The organism is Allostigmatella hybrida (genome assembly GCF_020103775.1).
GTDB lineage: Bacteria > Myxococcota > Myxococcia > Myxococcales > Myxococcaceae > Hyalangium > Hyalangium aurantiaca.
The window spans coordinates 98,276-116,385 of the sequence record NZ_JAHXBH010000010.1 but is presented as its reverse complement, the minus strand read 5'-3'; the positions used below and the strand labels follow the sequence as shown (position 1 = coordinate 116,385).

Below are 18,110 nucleotides of genomic sequence, written 5' to 3'. Positions count from 1 at the left end.
TCAGAGCAGGTTCGCCGCGAGCTCGGCCAGGGCGCTGCGCTCGCCCTTGGCCATGGTGATGTGGCCTGCGATCTTCTCGTTCTTGAAGCGGTTGACCACGTGCACGAGGCCGTTGTTCGTCGCGTCCACGTAGGGGTTGTCGATCTGGAAGGGGTCCCCGGTGAGGACGATCTTCGTGTGGTCCCCCACGCGGGTGACGATGGTCTTCACCTCGTGGGGCGTGAGGTTCTGGGCCTCGTCCACGATGATGAACTGGCTGGGGATGCTCCGGCCGCGGATGTAGGTCAGCGGTTCGATCTCCATCAGCCCCAGGTCGATGAGCTCATGGTACCCCCGGCCCGCCTTCTTGTCGGCCCGGCTGAGGTTCATCAGGAACTCCACGTTGTCGAAGATGGGCTGCATCCAGGGGTTGAGCTTCTCCTCGACGCTGCCGGGCAGATACCCGATGTCCCGCCCCAGGGGGAAGATGGGCCGGCTGACCAGGAGCTTCTGGTACAGGTTCTCCTCGGTCACCTTGTTGAGCCCCGCGGCGATGGCCATCAGCGTCTTGCCCGTGCCGGCCTTGCCCACCACCGTCACCAGCTTGATGTCATCGTTGAGCAGCAGGTCCAGCACGAAGGACTGCTCCATGTTGCGCGGCCGCACGCCCCAGATGCCGTCCTTGATGCTGCGCAACAGCGGCACCACCTTGCCCTTGGTGGCGTTGAAGCGCCCCATGGCCGTGTGGGACGGGTTGATCTCGTCCTTGAGCAGCAGGCACTGGTTGGGGAAGAGCTTGTCCTGCTCCGGCACCTCCACCTCGGCGCCGGGCTTGTACATCTGATCCACCAGCTCCCGCGGCACGAGCAGCTCGGTGAAGCCGGTGTACAGCTCGGTGATCTCGACGCGCTCGGTGTCGTAGTCCTCGGCGATGAGGCCCAGCGCGTCCGCGCGGATGCGCAGGTTCGTGTCCTTGGTGATGAAGACGGCCTGGGTGTCCGGCTCGCGCTTCATCAGGTCGATGGCCACCGCGAGGATGCGGTTGTCCATCAGGTTGCTGTCCGCCAGCGGCGGCGGCAGCTCGGCGTCCGCGAACCCCACCCGGAGGAACCCGCCTTGCGGCAGGGGAACGCCTTCCTTCAGCGAGCCCTCCGCCCGGAAGGAGTCCAGGTAGCGGGCGACCTGGCGCGCGTTCCTGCCCAGCTCGGACAGATCCCTCTTGAACTGATCGATCTCCTCAATGACGTAGATCGGGATGATGACGTTGTTGTCCCTGAAACCGTAGATGCTGCGCGGATCATGGAGCAGGACGTTGGTGTCGAGGATGAAGTTCTTGGGCATCGTGGTGGTTTCGCGACCTGGAGTTCGGGTGCGACCGCGGAGACGCTGCTGGCACAGAACCTTCTACACCCGAATATAGGCACCCCTTCCCGGGCGAAACACCCATCTTGAGCCCCGGGTGCACGATTCTGCCCAGTTTCAGGGCTTCCGGGCGTCAGGACGAGGCGAGCGGATCATAGGTGAGCACGTCCGCCACGTGCTCTGGAGGAGGACCGGGCGGCATGAGCGCCCAGGGGAACCGGTCCTGGAGCGCCTCGAAGTCGATCGTCAATGGGACCCGGGAATGAGCCTTCACCTCGGCGAGCCAGTCCTCATCCTCGAAGAGGCGGCCCATGCGCCGGGAGCCCGCGGCGAGCATGGGCGAGGGAACGAACCGCACCGGCTCGCCCCCCGGACCCCGCACACATCCCAGCTCCACCGCCCAGGCCAGCAACCACCGGGGCCGCTGCCGCCCTGCCCTGCGCAGGGCCTGGAAGAGCCCCTGGGCCGAGCCCTCGATGAAATGGAAATACCGGGCATAGACCCACGCGGCGGAGAACGTGGCCGGGGTCAGCGCCATGGCCTCGGCCCCGATGCGGCGGGTCATGAGCAGCAGCAGTTCGAGGATCTCCGCCGAGAGCGCCAGCCCGGGGTGAACCTGCCCGGGCAACGGCGGGCGGTTCCAGTCGAAGGTGCGCCCGGGGTGCTGGAGGGTAAAGGAGTCCAGGTAGAGCACCGGGCGGCCTTCGAGCGGCGGAGGGAGGCCCACGTCCTCGCCGGGCACCTTGCGCAGCGCGATGTCCACCACGGCCGCCTTGTAGCGCAGGCTCCAGAGCACGATGCGGGGACGGAACGGCTCATCGAGGTTCAGCCGCAGCTCGAGCCGCCCCAGACCGCGCTCCTCCAAGCGCTGGATCATCCCGTACTCGCGCAGGGCGTTCTCCATGCCCTGGCGGCTGTAGACGCCAAAGGCAAGCGACACCCGCTCGTCCCGGGAATCCAGCCCCAGCTCATCCAGGCTCAGCGTGCCGTCCTGTCCGGTGACGGACAGTTGGGAGGCGCTCAAGCGCCGGTAGATGCGGCGGAAACGCGCTTCTGGCTGAGGCGTCCGCGGCATCCGGGGGTCCTCCTATGTGTAGGAGATCGCGACGATGGTGAGTTCGATCTCGCCGCGGGGGCGCATCACTTCCACGCTGTCGCCCACGGCCTTGCGAAGCAGGGCCTTGCCGATGGGAGACTCCACGCTGATCCGCCCGCCCTGGGTGTCGATCTCGTCCGAGCCCACGATCTGGTACGTGGTGTGGTTCCCGTCCTCGTCCTCCAGGGTGACCGTGGCGCCGAAGTAGACCCGGCCGGTGTCGGTCTGCTCCGAGGGCGTCACGATGGTGGCCGTGTCCAGACGCCGCTGGAGGAAGCGGATGCGGCGGTCGATCTCCCGCAGCCGTTTCTTGCCGTAGATGTACTCGGCGTTCTCCGAGCGGTCGCCCTGGGCGGCGGCGGCGGAGACCTCGGCGGTGACCTTGGGCCGCTCCTCATTGAGGAGCTTCAGGAGCTCACGGTGCATGCGCTCCGCCCCAGCCCGGGTGAGATACCGGCGCTGGGGGCCCGTGGCCTCCTCGGCCTCCTCTTCGGGATCATCCTGCTCTGGGGGGACATCCTGACGCATTCCGCCTGTATAGCGCCCCCCACTGGGGGAGGAGCCACCCCGAAGGGGCGGAGACGTTCACCGGAAGAACGGGCCACCCTGCCAGGACACCGGACATGCGCGCGCCAGTGGAAGTTGGGCAGAAGTGCTGGTAGAGAGGCGTCCGGCTTTTTGAGCAGGTCGGGAAAAAAGAATAGTGCGAGTCGCTAGCTCAGCTGGTAGAGCACCGGCCTTTTAAGCCGAGGGTCGGGGGTTCGAGCCCCCCGCGACTCACAGTGCGTCCCCGTCGTCTAGAGGCCCAGGACGCTGGCCTTTCAAGCCGGTAACACGGGTTCGAATCCCGTCGGGGACACATCAATCGGGGCCGGAAGCTGCTGGAATCTCAGCGGTTTCCGGCCCCGATGCTTTTCTGGCTCCGGCGCGTCGCCAGAATGTCTCCAAACCGGAGACCTATTGAGCAGACCGCGAGGGCAGTTCCAAGTATTCCAAAATCGCGCGCCCCTACCGGGGCCGTAGGGTACGAGAGCATCCGGCGCCTGCCGCCCCCCCTCGCAGGTGAATCCCTTCCAGCGCGAACGCACGGCTCAGCAGCCCCGCGAAAGTCCAAGCGGGGCGTGCGCTCCTTCCTCATTTCCTCCACTGTCGCGGCCAGCTCCGTGATGCGCGCGTCCTTGGGATTGGGTGCAGGACTCGGTTCACAGGGCCAGTGCCGGTCAGGCTTCCTCGTCGAGCAGGAGCGTGCGGAGCATCTCATAGTCCACGCGCGGCGCTAAGGCCTCATGGAAGCGCACCACCTTGTCCACCGCCCACATCCGCAACGCTTCAAGTTCGTCTGGCGTGTCCGTGATGACGCCTCGATGGTAGACGGCAATGCGTGACGCGCGCTTGTTATCGAGCCTCTCCCACTGAATGGGCATGCCCACAATGGTCTCGATGGCTTGGCGCTCCGCGAGCAGCCTATCAAACAGGGCCTTGTTGTCCGCAGCGCTACCGTTGTCAATGTAGAGCTCGACGCGGAAGCGGTCGCGCAGCGCGAAGGACACTCCCAGATGGGCAGCCGCCGTGCGTCCCTCGGGGAGGTCCACCAGCCAGAGCCAGCTCATCGCTGGGGACTTCACGCTCCGCAAAGCAAGCTTCGTCTTCGCGCGTAGTTCGTTCTGCAGTGCGGTATTGAATGCGAGATAGAGTTGATCGCGCTCGCGGGTGCGCGCGAAGGTGACGCGGCCTTCACTCAGGTTGATATCGACGACTCGCCAGCTTGCCTCAAGCCACAGGCGGGACTGGATGTGGGTCTGGGCGTCGTTCGCCCACCATGAACGATGCTTCCGGGCGGAGTCCGGGAGGCGCCCTCGAATGATGTGCTGAACCTGGTCGAATGACAGGTCAATGCGGTCGACCACGGTTGGCTGGGCCGTGAGGTAGAGCGCGAGCCGCGCATACCGGCTCTCATCCGGCTGCTCCAGTTCCGCCGCTGGTTCAATCTGCTCAAGGGCCGCAGACGGAGGCGGGATGGAAGTGATGGGAGTAGCCGACTTGACCGGACGCTTCAACGTGAGTCGATCCTTGGCCCGCGTCAATTGCTCATTGCAATAGCGCAGGGCGTCCCTATCCATGGGAGAAGGTTTCCCGCGGAAGTGGGCCAGGGCGTTGCGCGTGTCACGTACCTTATCGAGCAGTTCCTTGATGCTCTTGCTGTCCCTCAACACGCTGCCAAGCCGGTCCCATTTCCCGCCGTCGACGAGCATCTGGGTGAAGTCATTGAAGGTCAGATTATCGAGCGTCTGCCCGTTCTGTGACGGGTATTCCTCGTTGAAGGCCTCATTCAGTCGAGGCTCATCGAACTTCCCGTTGCTCGCGGTGGCCTTGAGGTAGCGGTTGACAATAGCCCGGACCAACTTGAAGGTCTTCTTCCGACCTCCCGCCATGTCGGCGATGAGCTTGCCGAGTGCGGCATCATCCGGTTCACCGGTGTCGTTGGTAAAGGCAAACCGGATGAGGTCCTTGAGCGTGCTCTCCACGTCCTCGACCAACATCATGTCTTCGTACCGGTTCCGGAAGAACTCGGTCGCGTCGAAGCTCGTGACGATGCTGGTCAGCTTGTTGTCGGCATTGACAACAAGCACCGCGCTATTATCGCCCAGGTGATCGAGTGCCTCGAAGAGGTCATCATCGAGTTCGAAGGCATCGAATCGCTCGTCGGTCGCATCAAGAACCCGGAGGTCAGCCATCTTCGTGCCCAGATGGCTCAGAGCGCGCAAGATGGTGCCGTTAGTGATGAGTCCGAAGGGCTGGCCATCCTCTTCCACCACTGGAAGCTGGCTGAAGTCGTTCTCACGCATCCGCGTGTACGCATCTCGGACTGACTCATCGAGCTTCGCGGTGACGGGCATGCCCCTGTCACCGATGAGGTCCTTGACTGTAAAAGGCATAGCGGTCCTCCCCCTGATGGTCTTACAGCGCTCCGACACAATAGCGGACGGGCGCGCAGTTCCTGGGAAAAAAACCTTATTCCGGGCCGCGAGGTCACGCTACCCGGGTGAACCACTCGCCCTCGCCGAGTTGGGCCCGAGCACCGCCGCCAAGCGGGCATCTTCGAGCAGCACGCCTGGGCTTGCCCCGATTTGGTGGTTCTCCCGCACTTCGTGTGCTTCAAAGGCAGCGAGAAGGCGAGCCCCACTCGGGCGGCCGTCCGCATGAGACCAGGAGCCACACAAACTGCGGGATAGCCACTAAACCGGGGCAGGCTCACGTTGATGGATGCTCTGGCGGTGGCGAGCCAGTGCCTGCCACCCATGTGCTGGGCGACACGGGGGCTCCAGCCGTCAGCAGCCAGCAGCACCATCTCCACCTGCTCGTGCCCGGATGTGGGAACGACCACTACCCGTGTCAGGTCCAAGGGTAGCTGAAGCAGGCGACTTCACGGGCCTACTCAGGCGATTATCAGATCCGGATGAAAACCTCTGAGCACCTTACTCTTGGAGCCATCTACTCCCGCGAGACGCTGCGCGAGCAGTTCGGCATCACCGACGCCACTCTCGACAACGGCATCTTCCTACCCAAGGGACATGAATCCGTTTGGATTTTTGTGACCGAGGTGAAGACCGCAGACCGGACGCAGTACACCGACCAACTCGACGGAGATGACCTCTTCATGGACGGTCAGATGAAGGGCAGGACCGACCGGCTCTTGATCGACCACGCAAGGGATGGTCGCGAGCTTCTCGCCTTTCATCGCCGCCACAAGTCGGAACATCTGCATGAAGGATTTCGGTACGTTGGCCGATTTACCTACGTCTCCCACGAGGGTGGCGGGCCCGCGCGCTTTCACCTGCGGCGCGTCGGCTCGCGGCCGGAGCCGACGCCACCGGCCTTCCTGCTCACATGGAATCCTGAAAACTGGCATTGGGAGACCCTGGAGGAAGACGTCGAAGCTGTTCGTACCGGTCGAGCACCTGCCGATGACGAATGGCGATGTGGGAACTCCCAGGTTCGGAAGGGCGACCGACTCTTCTGGCTCCGTCAAGGTGTCGAGCCTCGCGGCATCTTCGCCACCGGATGGGCCACGAGCAACTGGGACAACGGGATCCGCTTCGAGTTCGAAACCCTCCTCCATCCAGTCCATGACCAGGGGGCGCTCATCCCTCGCGACACTCTGGTCGGTGGAGCCCTGAACGAGGTTCACTGGAACACCCAGCGGTCGGGTATCAGCATCAACTCGGCTGCGGCGACGGTCCTTGAGCAGATGTGGGCCGAGCGCGTAGGTCAAGAGCAGGAAACTCCCTCCGCTGGTGAAGATGGCCCTGGGGCAGCACTTGAAGGTGCGGTTCGGTACACCTACGTCCGGCACCGCAGGCGCGAGCGCCGCCTTCGAGAGGACAAGATCGCGAGGGCCCTGAGTAGCGGTGTTGGTCTTCGCTGCGAGGTGCCTGGCTGCGGCTTCCATTTCAGCGAGGTCTACGGGGCGCTCGGAGAGCGGTACGCACAGGTTCATCACCTGCACCCGCTGAGCAGTCGCGAATCGCCCTCCGAGACGAGGCTCGATGATCTCGCTATCGTCTGCGCGAACTGCCACGTGATGATCCACATCGGTGGTCAGTGCAGACCCCTGGATGAACTCGTTCAGCGCCGCCCGCAGGGTGACACCGAAACTCAACGGGGTATGCCCGCACAAGTCGAGGACGGTGGTTAGTACGGTCTGAGTGCGATGGCTTCAGCCGAAGTCATCGCCTCAGAGTCGGCGTCCGGGGTATTTCTCTCCGCCTCGAATGGACTGGAGGATCTAGTGAGTCAGCGCGATGGAACACCAGTGCTCGTCACCAAAGAGGGCGCAGTCGCGCTCACCAAGGTCGAGCTTGGCACCAAGGCCGACAACGGCGGCACCTACGAGTCCTTCCTCCAGGAACTCCTGTTCGAGCACCCGGAGGTTCTCCCCTTGGAGCAGATTGAGCCAGCGTTCGAAGCGCTGGTGCCGGTGTGCCGGGAGTTCCCAACGAAGCACGGCCCCGTGGACAACCTCTTCATTACCCCGGACGGAAACATCGTCATCGTCGAGGCGAAGCTCTGGCGGAACCCTGAGTCCCAACGGAGGGTTGTCGCGCAGGCCCTGGACTACGCGAGCTGCATCTTCGAGATGAACTACTCGGACTTCGAGACCACCGCCCTTCGCGGAAAGTTCGGCGGCCGTCCGAAGCCGTCGAGCCTCTGGGCCCTTATTCCGGAGGCAGATCGACTGCCGGAACATGAGTTCGTGGATGCCGTAAACGGGAACCTGTGCTCCGGCCGAATTGTGGTTCTCGTCGTCGGTGACGGCATCCGATCCGAGACGAAGCGGCTCATGGAGTCGCTCCAGTCGCACGCTGGCTTCCGGTTCACGTTCGCCCTCGTCGAGTTGTCGATCTTCGACTTGCACGGGACGGGCCAGAGACTGGTCGTGCCCCGGACCCTGGTTCGGACGCAGCTCATCGAACGGGGCGTCGTCCGTATCGAGGGCAACGGCATCGCTGTTACGGCGGGTTCTCCCAACGCGGGCGCGGCCTCTGCTTCTAAGCCCGTGTCCGGCAGTATCAGCGCCGAGGAGTTCTTCGAGGCCATGCAGGACCGCCACCCTGCCCTTCCCGAGAGGCTGAAGACGTTCCTGGAGACCCTATCGCCGCTGGGGATCTATCCGGAGTTCCGGCAGGCCTTGAACCTCAAGTGGGCAGCACCGAGCAGTAAGACCGCCAACCTTGGCTCATCCAACGTGATGGGTAGGTATGGACCAGTGAGTCTGGGTTCGTGCTCGGTGCCAGATTTGCTCGCGAGTACAACGAGGCGCTTGCAAGTGCGTGGGACGGCAGCGCCCACGAATCGCCCTGGTGCGCGGGCACCAAGTGGCAGGTCCGGATCGGCGGCAAGGTCCCGCGCATCGAATCTGTGGCCGAGCAGTTCGATGGATGGGCAGCAGCTCTTCGGCGGCTGCTGCCGCTTGCTGCCGAGAGCGGTGCCTCGGAGTAGCTGCCCCATAATGAAACCCCGACTGAACTGAACGGACGTAGTCATGCTTTTCCGCGCGTACATTGCTGTTCTAATCCTTCTCTCGGCCTGCACGACATCCGCGCCGGGCCAAAGAGTGCACATGCCCAAGAACACAAGGGTCGCCAATCTCCAGCGAGCTGCGGCGCTGCCTTGGAGGGACGGTGGGCAATGCGTTGTCCGCGAAGCTTCCCAGCCTTGGCCCGTGCTGGTGGAGAGGTGCTTTCAGGCTCTCGACCATGAACGGATCGAGTTCCACGACACTACAGGAAGATGCGCGGTCGCCTCCGCTGGCGCCGCTGCAGTGGGACTCGGGTTTTGCGTGCTGGTGGCTCCTGAGATCGTCGCGGGTGCCGTGATAGTCCTCGGAGCGATGGTAGTGGCGGTTGCCATCAAGGAGGCGCTGGACGCGTATGAATTACGCCACCTCTACCCCGAGGAAGCAGGGTCCTCACGAGGAACGAGGGTGACATCCCGGGAAGCTGAAGCGCAACGCAAACCCAAGCTGAAACCCGAGCCAGCGGGGCAGGACAGGCAGCCTCCAGTGCCGCCTGTCCCCGTGAACCGGACAGGCCGCGCCAGTTGCGAGCCAGTTCCAGTGCCTCACGCAGGAAAGGACGATCCGCACAATGAGTGCGCCGACAAGTTCCCGCCCAATCGTTATCCTGGAATGGACGTGCTCGTTGGCGGTGTGCGTTTCGATGCACTGCAAGTCGGTGTGCGCAAGCTGTGGGAGATCAAGACCCATCAATTCGACTTGTACAATGACTTCGTCCGGGATCGGGAGATTAAGAGGGAGGTCGAGCAGCTACGCAAGGAGAGAAAGGCTGCGATGACATGTGGATATGACTTTGTCATTGGGGTGAGTACCGAGGCGCACAAAGACGCGTTGTTGCAAGAGAATCAGTCCCTGAATGTCGTCGTCACGGGGTGTAAGCGATGACTACGCGAAAAAGACTCACCTTCATCGTCTACGCGCCTGCGCTTGCAGGCAAAGACCGCCGCGCAATCGACAGCGTTCATGGAATGGAGAAGGCGCTTCCCGGTTTGCGGCTGGAATGGCGGCTTTCTAAAAGCGGGCGCCCCATTGCATTGCCGCAGCGTGACGCGTGGCTCACGGAAAAGATTGAGGATGGAGGGTTCCCTCTCGTGTGTAACGGGGACGAGAGTTACCCCGTGACGGTCTGGGGAACGGAAAACCCGGGACACTTCAGCCCAGGCGGTCAGGCCCAGTTCGAGGTGCACGCAAAACTGCCACTGGACGAGCCCGTGATCGCGTCAGCGGCGGCTGTGCTGGAGGGCGTGGCGGAGGGGGCACGTGCGCGATGGGGGCGAGCGACGCCATACGACGCTGCGGTGGACATCGCGTATCAGACAGCACCCACGCTGGACGGGCCGCCATCCCCACGCCGGGGGTTGCCCGCCCTGAAGCTTTTCGAGCACATCCGCGCGCCCGAGATTCCCTATTACCTTGGGTGGCTGAACTATTGGTCTGCGGCTGCCGCTCAAGCCATCGGGTTCCCGGACCCATTGCGCGACGCGGAGCTGCTCTCACGGGCGCGGCGCACGGAGACGGGCGGGTGGGTCGTGCAGCTCACGGATACGCCGCTCGACCTCGACAACCCCGCCCACTTGGACGCGCTCAAGCGGGCTTATGAGCGCTTCCCCGAGATCGGCGGCCGCTCAACGCCTTGATGAGCCTGCCCTCTTCCGGCGTACGCTGCTCACCATCGTCGCAGCGTACCCCTGAACGGAATTAGTCCGGATGGCTTAGTTAATTCGTCAAGGACGGAGCGTGCGCTTCAGTGCTAGGCCATGCTGCCATGTCCGGTGACTCACCCGTGCCCCCCCCCGGCGGCTTGCCCACCCTGCACTTCCCCCCCGAGCTCCCCATCTCGAGCCGGGTGGAGGACATCACCGCGGCCATCACCGCCCATCCGGTGGTCATTGTCGCGGGGGCCACTGGCTCGGGGAAGACGACGCAGCTGCCGAAAGTCCTGCTCGCCATGGGGCGCGGCCGCTCGCGCCAGATTGGCGTCACCCAGCCCCGGCGTATCGCCGCGACGAGCGTGGCGGCGCGCGTGGCACGCGAGCTCGGCACGGAGCTGGGCACGGACGTCGGCTACCAGATTCGCTTCGAGGACCGCTCGTCCCGGCAGACGGCCGTGAAGTTCATGACCGACGGAGTGCTGCTCGCGCAGATTCACAGCGACCCGCTCCTGAGCCGCTACGACACCATCGTGCTCGACGAGGCCCACGAGCGCAGCCTCACCATCGACTTCCTGCTCGGGTGGCTCAAGCGCATCCTCCCCAGGCGCCCCGACCTCAAGGTGGTGGTGAGCTCGGCCACCATCGAGACCGGGCGCTTCTCGCAGTTCTTCGGGGGGGCTCCGGTCATCCAGGTGGAGGGCCGTACCTTTCCGGTGGACGTGCTCTACGAGCCGCCCCCCGAGGACGCCGAGCTCGCCGACTCCGTCGCCGATGCGGTGGCGGACGTGCTCTCTCTCGACCCGGACGGGGACGTCCTCGTGTTCCTCCCCGGTGAGCGGGAAATCCGCGAGGCCGAGAATGCCCTGAACGCGCGCGAGCTCCGCGGCACGGTGGTGCAGCCCCTGTATGCGCGCCTGTCGGCCGCCGAGCAGTCGCGCGTCTTCGCCACCATCCCCGAGCGCCGGGTCATCCTCGCCACCAACGTCGCGGAGACGTCGGTCACCATCCCGGGCATCGTGTACGTCGTGGACACGGGGGTGGCGCGCCTGTCGCGCTACGACCCGCGCTCGGGCACCACGCGCCTGCACATCGAGCCGGTCTCCCAGGCCAGCGCCGACCAGCGCAAAGGGCGCTGCGGCCGCGTGCGCGAGGGGATCTGCGTGCGCCTCTACGACGAGGCGGGCTTCACCACGCGGCCCGCCTTCACCGACCCGGAAATCAAGCGCACCGGGCTCGCGGGGGTCATCCTGCGGATGAAGTCCCTCGGCCTCGGTGACGTCGAGGACTTCCCCTTCCTCGACCCGCCCCAGCCGAGGGCCATCGCCGAGGGCTGGCGGGTCCTCGAGGAACTCGGGGCCATCGAGGGCAAGGATCGCACCTTGACGCCGCTCGGGCACCAGCTCGCGCGCTTCCCGGTGGACCCGCGCATCGCGCGGATGATTCTCGCCGGCGCCGAGTACGGGTGCCTGGACGAGGTGCTCATCGTCGCCGCGGCGCTCAACCTGCAGGACCCGCGTGAGCGGCCACGGGAGCTCGCGCAGAAGGCGGACGAGTTGCACCGGCGCTTCCGTGACGAGCACTCGGACTTCACGGGGCTCCTCAAGCTGTGGGCGTTCGTGCGCGAGGCCGAGGGCCGGGGGACATCCCATCTGCGGCGCGTGTGCCGGGACAACTTCCTGTCCTTCCTGCGGGTGCGTGAGTGGCGGGACGTCCAGCGCCAGCTCGAGGAGACCGTCCGCGAGCTGCGCCTGCCGCGCAAGGGCCGGGGCGCCCCGGCGCGCGGGGACGTCCTGCACCAGGCGCTCCTCACCGGGCTCCTGTCCCGCATCGGCCAGTGGAATCCGGAGCAGCGCCACTATACGGGCGCGAAGCAGACGCGCTTCATGGTTCACCCCTCGTCGGCGCTCGCGAAAAAGCCCCCTGCCTGGGTGATGGCGTTCGAGCTCGTGGAGACGTCCCAGCTGTTCGCGCGCACCGTGGCGAAGCTCGACCCGGAGTGGCTCGCGGCGGCGGCCCCCCACCTGCTCAAGCGCAGCTACTCCGAACCGCACTGGTCGGAGAAGTCCGCGCGCGCCGTGGTGAAGGAGAACGCGACCCTCTTCGGGCTTCAGGTCTTCAAGGAGCGCCCCGTGGCCCTGGCCAGCATGGACCCCGCCCGGGCACGGCTGATGTTCATCGAGCATGCCCTGGTGCGCGGCGAGTACCGCACCCGGGGGGCGTTCCAGGAGAAGAACCGCCAGGTGCTCGAGCGCGTGGCGCGCCTGCGGGACAAGGCCCGGCGCAGCGAGCTGCTCGACAGCGAGGCGCTGCTGACGTTCTTCGACCAGTGCCTCCCGGCGGACGTGACGGACGGAGCGAGCTTCGAGGCCTGGCGCCGCAAGGCCGAGGCGGCCGACCCCGGCGTGCTCGTCCTCTCGATGGAGGATGCCCTCTCGCACGACCCGGGCCTGTCCCCGGCGCACTACCCGGACGCCATCACCCTGCACGGCGCGTCCGTGCCGGTGACGTACACCTTCGACCCTGCGGCCGAGGACGACGGCATCACCCTGAGCGTGCCGCTGCTGCTGCTCGCCCAGTTGGGCCCGGGTGAGCTCGACTGGACCATCCCTGGGTGGCAGCGGGAGAAACTCACCGCCCTGCTCGAGCAGGTCCCCCGCGCCCAGCGCAAGCAGCTGGGGCCCGTGCCGGCCCTGGTCGACCGTCTCGAGAAGGAACTTGTGCCCTTCCGCGGGCCGATGATTCCAGCGCTCGCGCGCGCGGTGTCCCGGCTGTGCGGCGTGGACGTGCCCGAGGAGTCCCTCCGGGCGGATGCCGTGGCGCCGTACCTGCGCATCACGCTCCGGGTGCTCGACGAGCGGGGAAAGGAGCTCGCGCGGAGCCGCGACGCCGACGCGCTGCTCGAGCAGTACGGGGGACGTGCACGGGCGGCGCTGCGCAGCGCAGCACCGGCTTCGGACTGGGAGCGCAAGGGGCTGACGGCCTGGACCTTCGGCGAGCTGCCCCCTGTGGTCACCCGGCGGGTAGGCGGGCTCGAGGTCCGCAGCTACCCCGCGCTCGTCGACCGGGGCGCGGCTGTGGACCTGGTATTGCTCGAGACATCCGCCGCCGCCGACGCGGCCACGCGCACGGGGGTCCGCCGGCTCCTGATGCTCGCCGCGCGCGGACACGTGGCCGTCAGCGCCGCGCGCATGCCGCTGCCCTTCCCGTCCCTGGATGGCGCGCCGCCCGCGCGGGGCCAGGCCGACGCCTTCCGGGCGCTCGTCCTCGCACGCAGCGTCGACGATGCGTTCCAGCTCGCACCGGGTGCGCCGCTGCCCCGCACGAAGGCGGCCTTCGAGGCGCTGGTCCGTGAGGGCTCACCGCACATCGAGCGTGTGGCCCGGGAGTGGGCGGGCGCCGTCGGTGCCACCTCCTCGGAGCTGGCTGCGACGCTCGCTGCACTCAAGGCAGCATCCAAGGGACCGAGCGGCGCGGCGGCCGTGCGGGACATCCGCGCGCAGCTCGGGCACCTGTTCCCCGCGAACCTCATCGAGTGGATTCCCTTCGTGCGCCTGCTGAACTACCCGCGCTACCTCCGCGCGGCCCAGGCACGGCTGTCGCGTGCGGTGGTGAACCCCGCCAAGGACGCAGGGAAGGCCGCGCCCTTCACCCCCCTGTGGGAGACCTTCCTCGCCAGGCGCCCCACCGTGCGTGACCAGGAGGCGGCGCAGGAGCTGCGGTGGGCCTTCGAGGAGCTCCGCGTGGCCATCTTCGCTCCGGAGGTGACGACGCCCGTGTCGGTGACGGTGGCGAAGGTCGGCGCGGCCCTCGCGGCGCTGCGCTAAGCCACCCCAACACATTGCTTGGCATACGGCGCCATGGGTTCGTCACCCTTTGACGCCTTCGCTGCCCTCAGACACGCTCCAAGCGCCAGAGCCGGTAACTCTGAAGCCCCAACAAATAGAGTTGCGTGTTGCGGTGGGTCACCGAGAAGTAGATGGACTGCAGGGTCCGCTCGTTGCCGAGCTTGGGGTCGACCATGCTGGTGAGCAGCTCATGCAGGGAACTGCTGCTCCGCATGATGCCGTGGATGACATTCTGGGTGATGTCCTCATAGCTCAGCACCCGGAACCCCGCGCGCTTGAGCTGCCCTTCCACCCTCCACTTCCCCGGAAAGCGACGCAGGTTATCGGTGTAGCAGAAGAAGCCCCCCGGCTTCAGAACCCGGTGCACCTCGCTGTAGAACTGCTCCCGGTTTGGATAGCAGTGCGACGACTCAATGTTGGTGACAACATCGAAGCTCCCGGCCTCGAAGGGTAGGTGCTGGGCATCTCCCTGAACGAAGTCGAGCCCCTCGTGGAGGTGGGTACTCTTGCAGAACTCGATGTTTTGGTCGCTGTAATCAAGTCCCCGAACCAGCTTCGGCTTCGCGTACCGCATCAGGTACGAGCAGGTTCCTCCGCGCCCACAACCGACATCGAGGATTCTCTTGCCGTCCAGCTCCACGGCCTTGAGGAGGTGGCGGACCAGATTGATCGAATACTTCCACGCCTCATCCTCCCGCTTGAGCCAACTGAAGTCCTCCACCCCCAGCTTCAGCTCGGCGAAGCCATGATTCATGAAGACGAATCGTTTGTCGGGGATATGGGTTGCAAGGCCATTGTAGAGCGTCTTGTATTTCGGGTTACCTGAATCCGTGCTCCCGGTACGAACTCCCGCTGCCGTCATGATCCTGACTCCTCGGCATCCGCCGTGGTCGAATTCTGCAATGATAGGGGGCCACTGGAAGGGCCCCGTGTGCCGATCAACAGCCGCCGGAGAGCTCGCAGATGTCCAGAGGGCTCGTCGAGACCTTGAGGTCGTCGTACCAGACGTAGGAATTGTGCACCGGGGCAAACTCGGCCGTGGCGCCTCCGAAGAACGAGGAGAAGTAGGCCTTGTCGACCACGTCCGCGTTGCGCACGAAGCGCAATCCAGAAATCCTGGCGGCCGATGTGCCGTTCAGGCTGGCGGGACACTCGAAGGTGTTCACCTTGTGCGTCGAGGCGAAGAAGGTCTGGACGTCGGCGGTCACGACACCCGGAGACGCGGGCGCCACAACAGGGGTTCCCCACGCGAGAAGGATCGAGGCAATCCATGGCGTTCGTGTCTTCATGAACTCTTGGCCAGTTGGAAAGAGGTTGATCAGCAAAGCGGAAGAAAGCGGCTTATTCCGCATATACCATTTTTCCGCTCCGGAACAGGCGAGTTCGCATCTCCTCGAAAAGAAGGAAAAAACACAGATCATCGGAAACTTCCGTCCTTCTTGTCCCGACAACCTGAGTGCGTTGGGGTCCGGCGTCCGCCACAGACATGCGGCCGCGCATGCGCGCCCCGAAGAGAACACCTTCCGCTCCAGGAGACAGCCGATGCATTCGAACCGGATGATGTGGGCCACCGCGCTTTTGTCAGCAGGTCTTGTCCTTGCCTCGTGTGGCGGAGACTTCGAGGGCTTGACGCCCGGCCAAGCCGAGACCGAGGTGGAGACAGGCACCGTCACCGCCGAGGCGAACTCACCGATCTACGACCGGGCCCGGGCGTACGCGGCTGCCCACCCCACGCGGGACGGCGGCTCATGGGCCGGGTGGTGCGGCTCGCTGATGTGGCGCTTTGGCCAGCTGCCCGAGTCCTCGGCCCGGCCGTCCGCCATCGAGGCCTACCGCGCCTCGAAGATCGTCTCGACCAACCCCGCCACGGCGCTCACGGGCGCCTTCCACTGGTGGGACATTGGGGCGGACGGACATGTTGGCGCGGACCTCAACGGCGGGGGCACGGCCGTCTTCATGGCCTCGAACCACCTGTCGCAGTCGTGGGGAACCGCCATCGGCATCAACAGCATCTCGGGTTACACCAGCAGGTCGGGAGCGCGGTACCTCGGCTGGTCGATGGACTACGCGGGCGGCAAGATTGCCGGTGGCGGAGCCCCTCCCGGCGGTGGTGGCGGTGGCAGCCCGCTGCCCAAGACGGACACGGAGTTCGACGGCGTCCCCGGTCCTATCTATTACAAGCGCATTCAGACCGTCGGCCAGCGGGACTATGGCTACACCGGTCCCATTGACGGTGTGACGGGCTCCAACACGGAGAAGATTCGCGTGAGAATCACCGCCCGCGAGCTGAACAAGCGCGGCGGTCCGCGCACCTCCGCGGAGGACGATGGCATTCCTGGTTCCATCTACTGGACCCGCGTCCAGACGGTGGGCCGGAGCTTCGGTTACACCGGCCCGATCGATGGCATCCCCGGCCCGAACACCTACAAGGCCGAGCACCGCATCTGCGGTTACGCCGTGAACCGGGCCTTCTGAAGTCCGCTCAGGGCTTCTTCTGGAAGGACAGGGACACGGAGTTGATGCAGTAGCGCAGGCCCGTGGGGGCGGGCCCGTCGTCGAAGACATGGCCCAGGTGCCCCCCACAGCGCGAACACACCACCTCGGTGCGCGTCATGAACAGGCTCGTGTCCTCGTGGAGCTTCACCGCTCCCGAGGCGAGCGGCTGCCAGTAGCTGGGCCACCCCGTGCCCGAGTCAAACTTGGCCTCCGAGGAGAAGAGGGGCTGGCCACAGGCGGCACAGTGGTACGTGCCCTCCGCGTGGTGATTCCAGTACGCCCCCGAGAAGGCTCGCTCGGTCCCCTTCTCGCGCAGCACGTGAAATTGCTGCGGCGTCAGTTGCTTGCGCCACTCCTTCTCCGTCTTGCTCACCTCGCCGGTGGCAAGCGCCACCACTGGAGCCACGAGCAATCCAGCCCACCACCCCTTGAGTCGCCAGTTCATGCCCTGGGTACGCGCGGCGGTGCCCGAAAGTTACCAGGGGCCAAAAGGAGGGCCCCCGCCCCCTCCCCTTTCTGGCAGGAAAGGGGCAGGAGAGACACATGCCGCACACTCTTGGAACCTCCGGGCCCACCGTGTCCGCCCTGGGGCTCGGGATGGCCGCCCTCGGGCGTCCTGGCTACATCACCCTCGGCCATGCGGAGGACCTGGGCTCCGGCCGGTCCGTGCAGGCGATGGAACACCGGGCCCATGCGGTCCTCGATGCGGCGTACGCGGCGGGTGTGCGCTACTTCGACGCGGCCCGCTCCTACGGCCAGGCGGAGGACTTCCTGGCCTCGTGGCTGGCCGCGCGGGGCATCCCGCCGGGCGGCGTCACCGTGGGCTCCAAGTGGGGCTACACGTACACCGCCGGATGGAACGTGGAGGCCGAGCGCCACGAGGTGAAGGACCACTCCCTGTCCGCCCTGCGCCGCCAATACGCCGAGAGCCGCGCGCGCCTGGGAGCGCACCTCACCCTCTACCAGATTCACTCCGCCACCTTCGAGAGCGGCGTCCTGGACGACACGTCCGTGCTGGGGGAGCTGGCACGGCTGCGCGAGGAGGGCCTGCGCGTGGGGCTCTCGCTCAGCGGCCCCCAGCAAGCCGCGGTGTTGCGCCGTGCCCTGGAGGTCCGCGTGGATGGCCGCCCCCTGTTCTCCTGCGTGCAGGCTACCTGGAACGTGCTCGAACGCTCCGCGGGCCCGGCCCTCGCCGAAGCCCACGCCGCAGGTTGGGGCGTCATCCTCAAGGAGGTCATCGCCAATGGGCGGCTCGGCCCTCGTGACCAGAGCCCCGCGCTGCACCCCTTCCGGGCCCTGGCCCAGGAACAACCCACCGGGCCGGACGTGCTCGCCACCGCCGCCGCGCTGGCGCAGCCCTGGACAAGCGTGGTGCTCAGCGGCGCGGCCACCGTGGAGCACCTGAGCAGCCACCTGCGCGCCCTGGACCTCCCCTACGGAGAGGCACTCGAGGCCCGCCTGCTCGGCATGGTGGAATCCCCCCTCGATTACTGGGCTCAGCGAAGCACCCTGCGGTGGAATTGAGGCACGTGCACGCCCCCCCTCCCCCCGGGGTTGCGTTCCTCACCCGCCTGTGAACATGATAATGCGATTCAATATCAATT

General features: G+C 65.8%; 14 protein-coding genes and 2 tRNA genes. 9 read left to right on the top strand and 7 right to left on the bottom strand.

Annotated features, from left to right (window positions below):
• From KY661_RS18255 to greB, 3 genes are all read right to left on the bottom strand, one after another.
• Window positions 1-1,320, bottom strand: coding sequence for a PhoH family protein (locus tag KY661_RS18255; RefSeq protein WP_225411418.1), 1,320 nt, complete (start codon window positions 1,318-1,320; stop codon window positions 1-3).
• A gap of 154 nt (window positions 1,321-1,474) precedes the next feature.
• Window positions 1,475-2,416: a deacetylase gene (locus KY661_RS18250; RefSeq protein ID WP_225411417.1), complete on the bottom strand. Its 942-nt coding sequence runs from the start codon at window positions 2,414-2,416 to the stop codon at window positions 1,475-1,477.
• A 12-nt stretch (window positions 2,417-2,428) separates the two neighbouring features.
• Window positions 2,429-2,965, bottom strand: coding sequence for a transcription elongation factor GreB (gene greB, locus KY661_RS18245; RefSeq protein WP_225411416.1), 537 nt, complete (start codon window positions 2,963-2,965; stop codon window positions 2,429-2,431).
• A 179-nt stretch (window positions 2,966-3,144) separates the two neighbouring features.
• Here greB and KY661_RS18240 point away from each other — a divergent pair.
• A tRNA-Lys gene (locus KY661_RS18240) sits at window positions 3,145-3,217 on the top strand.
• A 6-nt stretch (window positions 3,218-3,223) separates the two neighbouring features.
• Window positions 3,224-3,296: transfer RNA gene (locus KY661_RS18235), tRNA-Glu, on the top strand.
• Window positions 3,297-3,657: 361 nt separating this feature from the next.
• Here KY661_RS18235 and KY661_RS18230 read toward each other — a convergent pair.
• Window positions 3,658-5,334, bottom strand: a complete 1,677-nt coding sequence (locus KY661_RS18230; protein ID WP_225411415.1) for a DUF4268 domain-containing protein — start codon at window positions 5,332-5,334, stop codon at window positions 3,658-3,660.
• Window positions 5,335-5,894: 560 nt separating this feature from the next.
• Between KY661_RS18230 and KY661_RS18225 the strand changes: the two genes are divergently transcribed.
• The 5 genes from KY661_RS18225 (at window position 5,895) to hrpA (ending at window position 13,989) form a co-directional block, all read left to right on the top strand.
• On the top strand, window positions 5,895-7,133 hold the full coding sequence (locus tag KY661_RS18225) for an HNH endonuclease (protein WP_225411414.1): 1,239 nt from the start codon (window positions 5,895-5,897) through the stop codon (window positions 7,131-7,133).
• Window positions 7,134-7,226: 93 nt separating this feature from the next.
• Entirely contained in the window at window positions 7,227-8,468 is a 1,242-nt protein-coding gene (locus tag KY661_RS18220) for a PDDEXK family nuclease (RefSeq protein WP_225411413.1), read from the top strand.
• Window positions 8,469-8,480: 12 nt separating this feature from the next.
• Window positions 8,481-9,398, top strand: coding sequence for a DUF6310 domain-containing protein (locus KY661_RS18215; protein ID WP_225411412.1), 918 nt, complete (start codon window positions 8,481-8,483; stop codon window positions 9,396-9,398).
• Window positions 9,395-10,150: a DUF5953 family protein gene (locus tag KY661_RS18210; protein ID WP_225411411.1), complete on the top strand. Its 756-nt coding sequence runs from the start codon at window positions 9,395-9,397 to the stop codon at window positions 10,148-10,150. Before KY661_RS18215 ends, KY661_RS18210 begins: the two co-directional genes overlap by 4 nt.
• A gap of 128 nt (window positions 10,151-10,278) precedes the next feature.
• A complete protein-coding gene (gene hrpA / locus KY661_RS18205; RefSeq protein ID WP_225411410.1) occupies window positions 10,279-13,989 on the top strand; it encodes an ATP-dependent RNA helicase HrpA in 3,711 nt (1,236 codons plus the stop codon).
• Between the two features lie 67 nt (window positions 13,990-14,056).
• Here the strand turns inward: hrpA and KY661_RS18200 are convergent, their stop codons facing one another.
• Window positions 14,057-14,872: a class I SAM-dependent methyltransferase gene (locus KY661_RS18200; protein WP_225411409.1), complete on the bottom strand. Its 816-nt coding sequence runs from the start codon at window positions 14,870-14,872 to the stop codon at window positions 14,057-14,059.
• 76 nt (window positions 14,873-14,948) lie between these two features.
• A complete protein-coding gene (locus KY661_RS18195) occupies window positions 14,949-15,299 on the bottom strand; it encodes a hypothetical protein (RefSeq protein ID WP_225411408.1) in 351 nt (116 codons plus the stop codon).
• A 253-nt stretch (window positions 15,300-15,552) separates the two neighbouring features.
• On the opposite strand from KY661_RS18195, the gene KY661_RS18190 reads away from it, so the two are divergent.
• Window positions 15,553-16,485, top strand: coding sequence for a hypothetical protein (locus tag KY661_RS18190; RefSeq protein ID WP_225411407.1), 933 nt, complete (start codon window positions 15,553-15,555; stop codon window positions 16,483-16,485).
• 7 nt (window positions 16,486-16,492) lie between these two features.
• Here KY661_RS18190 and msrB read toward each other — a convergent pair whose 3' ends face one another.
• Window positions 16,493-16,912, bottom strand: a complete 420-nt coding sequence (gene msrB / locus KY661_RS18185; protein WP_317987279.1) for a peptide-methionine (R)-S-oxide reductase MsrB — start codon at window positions 16,910-16,912, stop codon at window positions 16,493-16,495.
• Between the two features lie 137 nt (window positions 16,913-17,049).
• Between msrB and KY661_RS18180 the strand changes: the two genes are divergently transcribed.
• Window positions 17,050-18,030 (top strand): aldo/keto reductase, encoded by a 981-nt coding sequence (locus KY661_RS18180; RefSeq protein ID WP_225411405.1) that lies wholly within the window; start codon window positions 17,050-17,052, stop codon window positions 18,028-18,030.
• The last annotated feature ends 80 nt before the right edge of the window (window positions 18,031-18,110 follow it).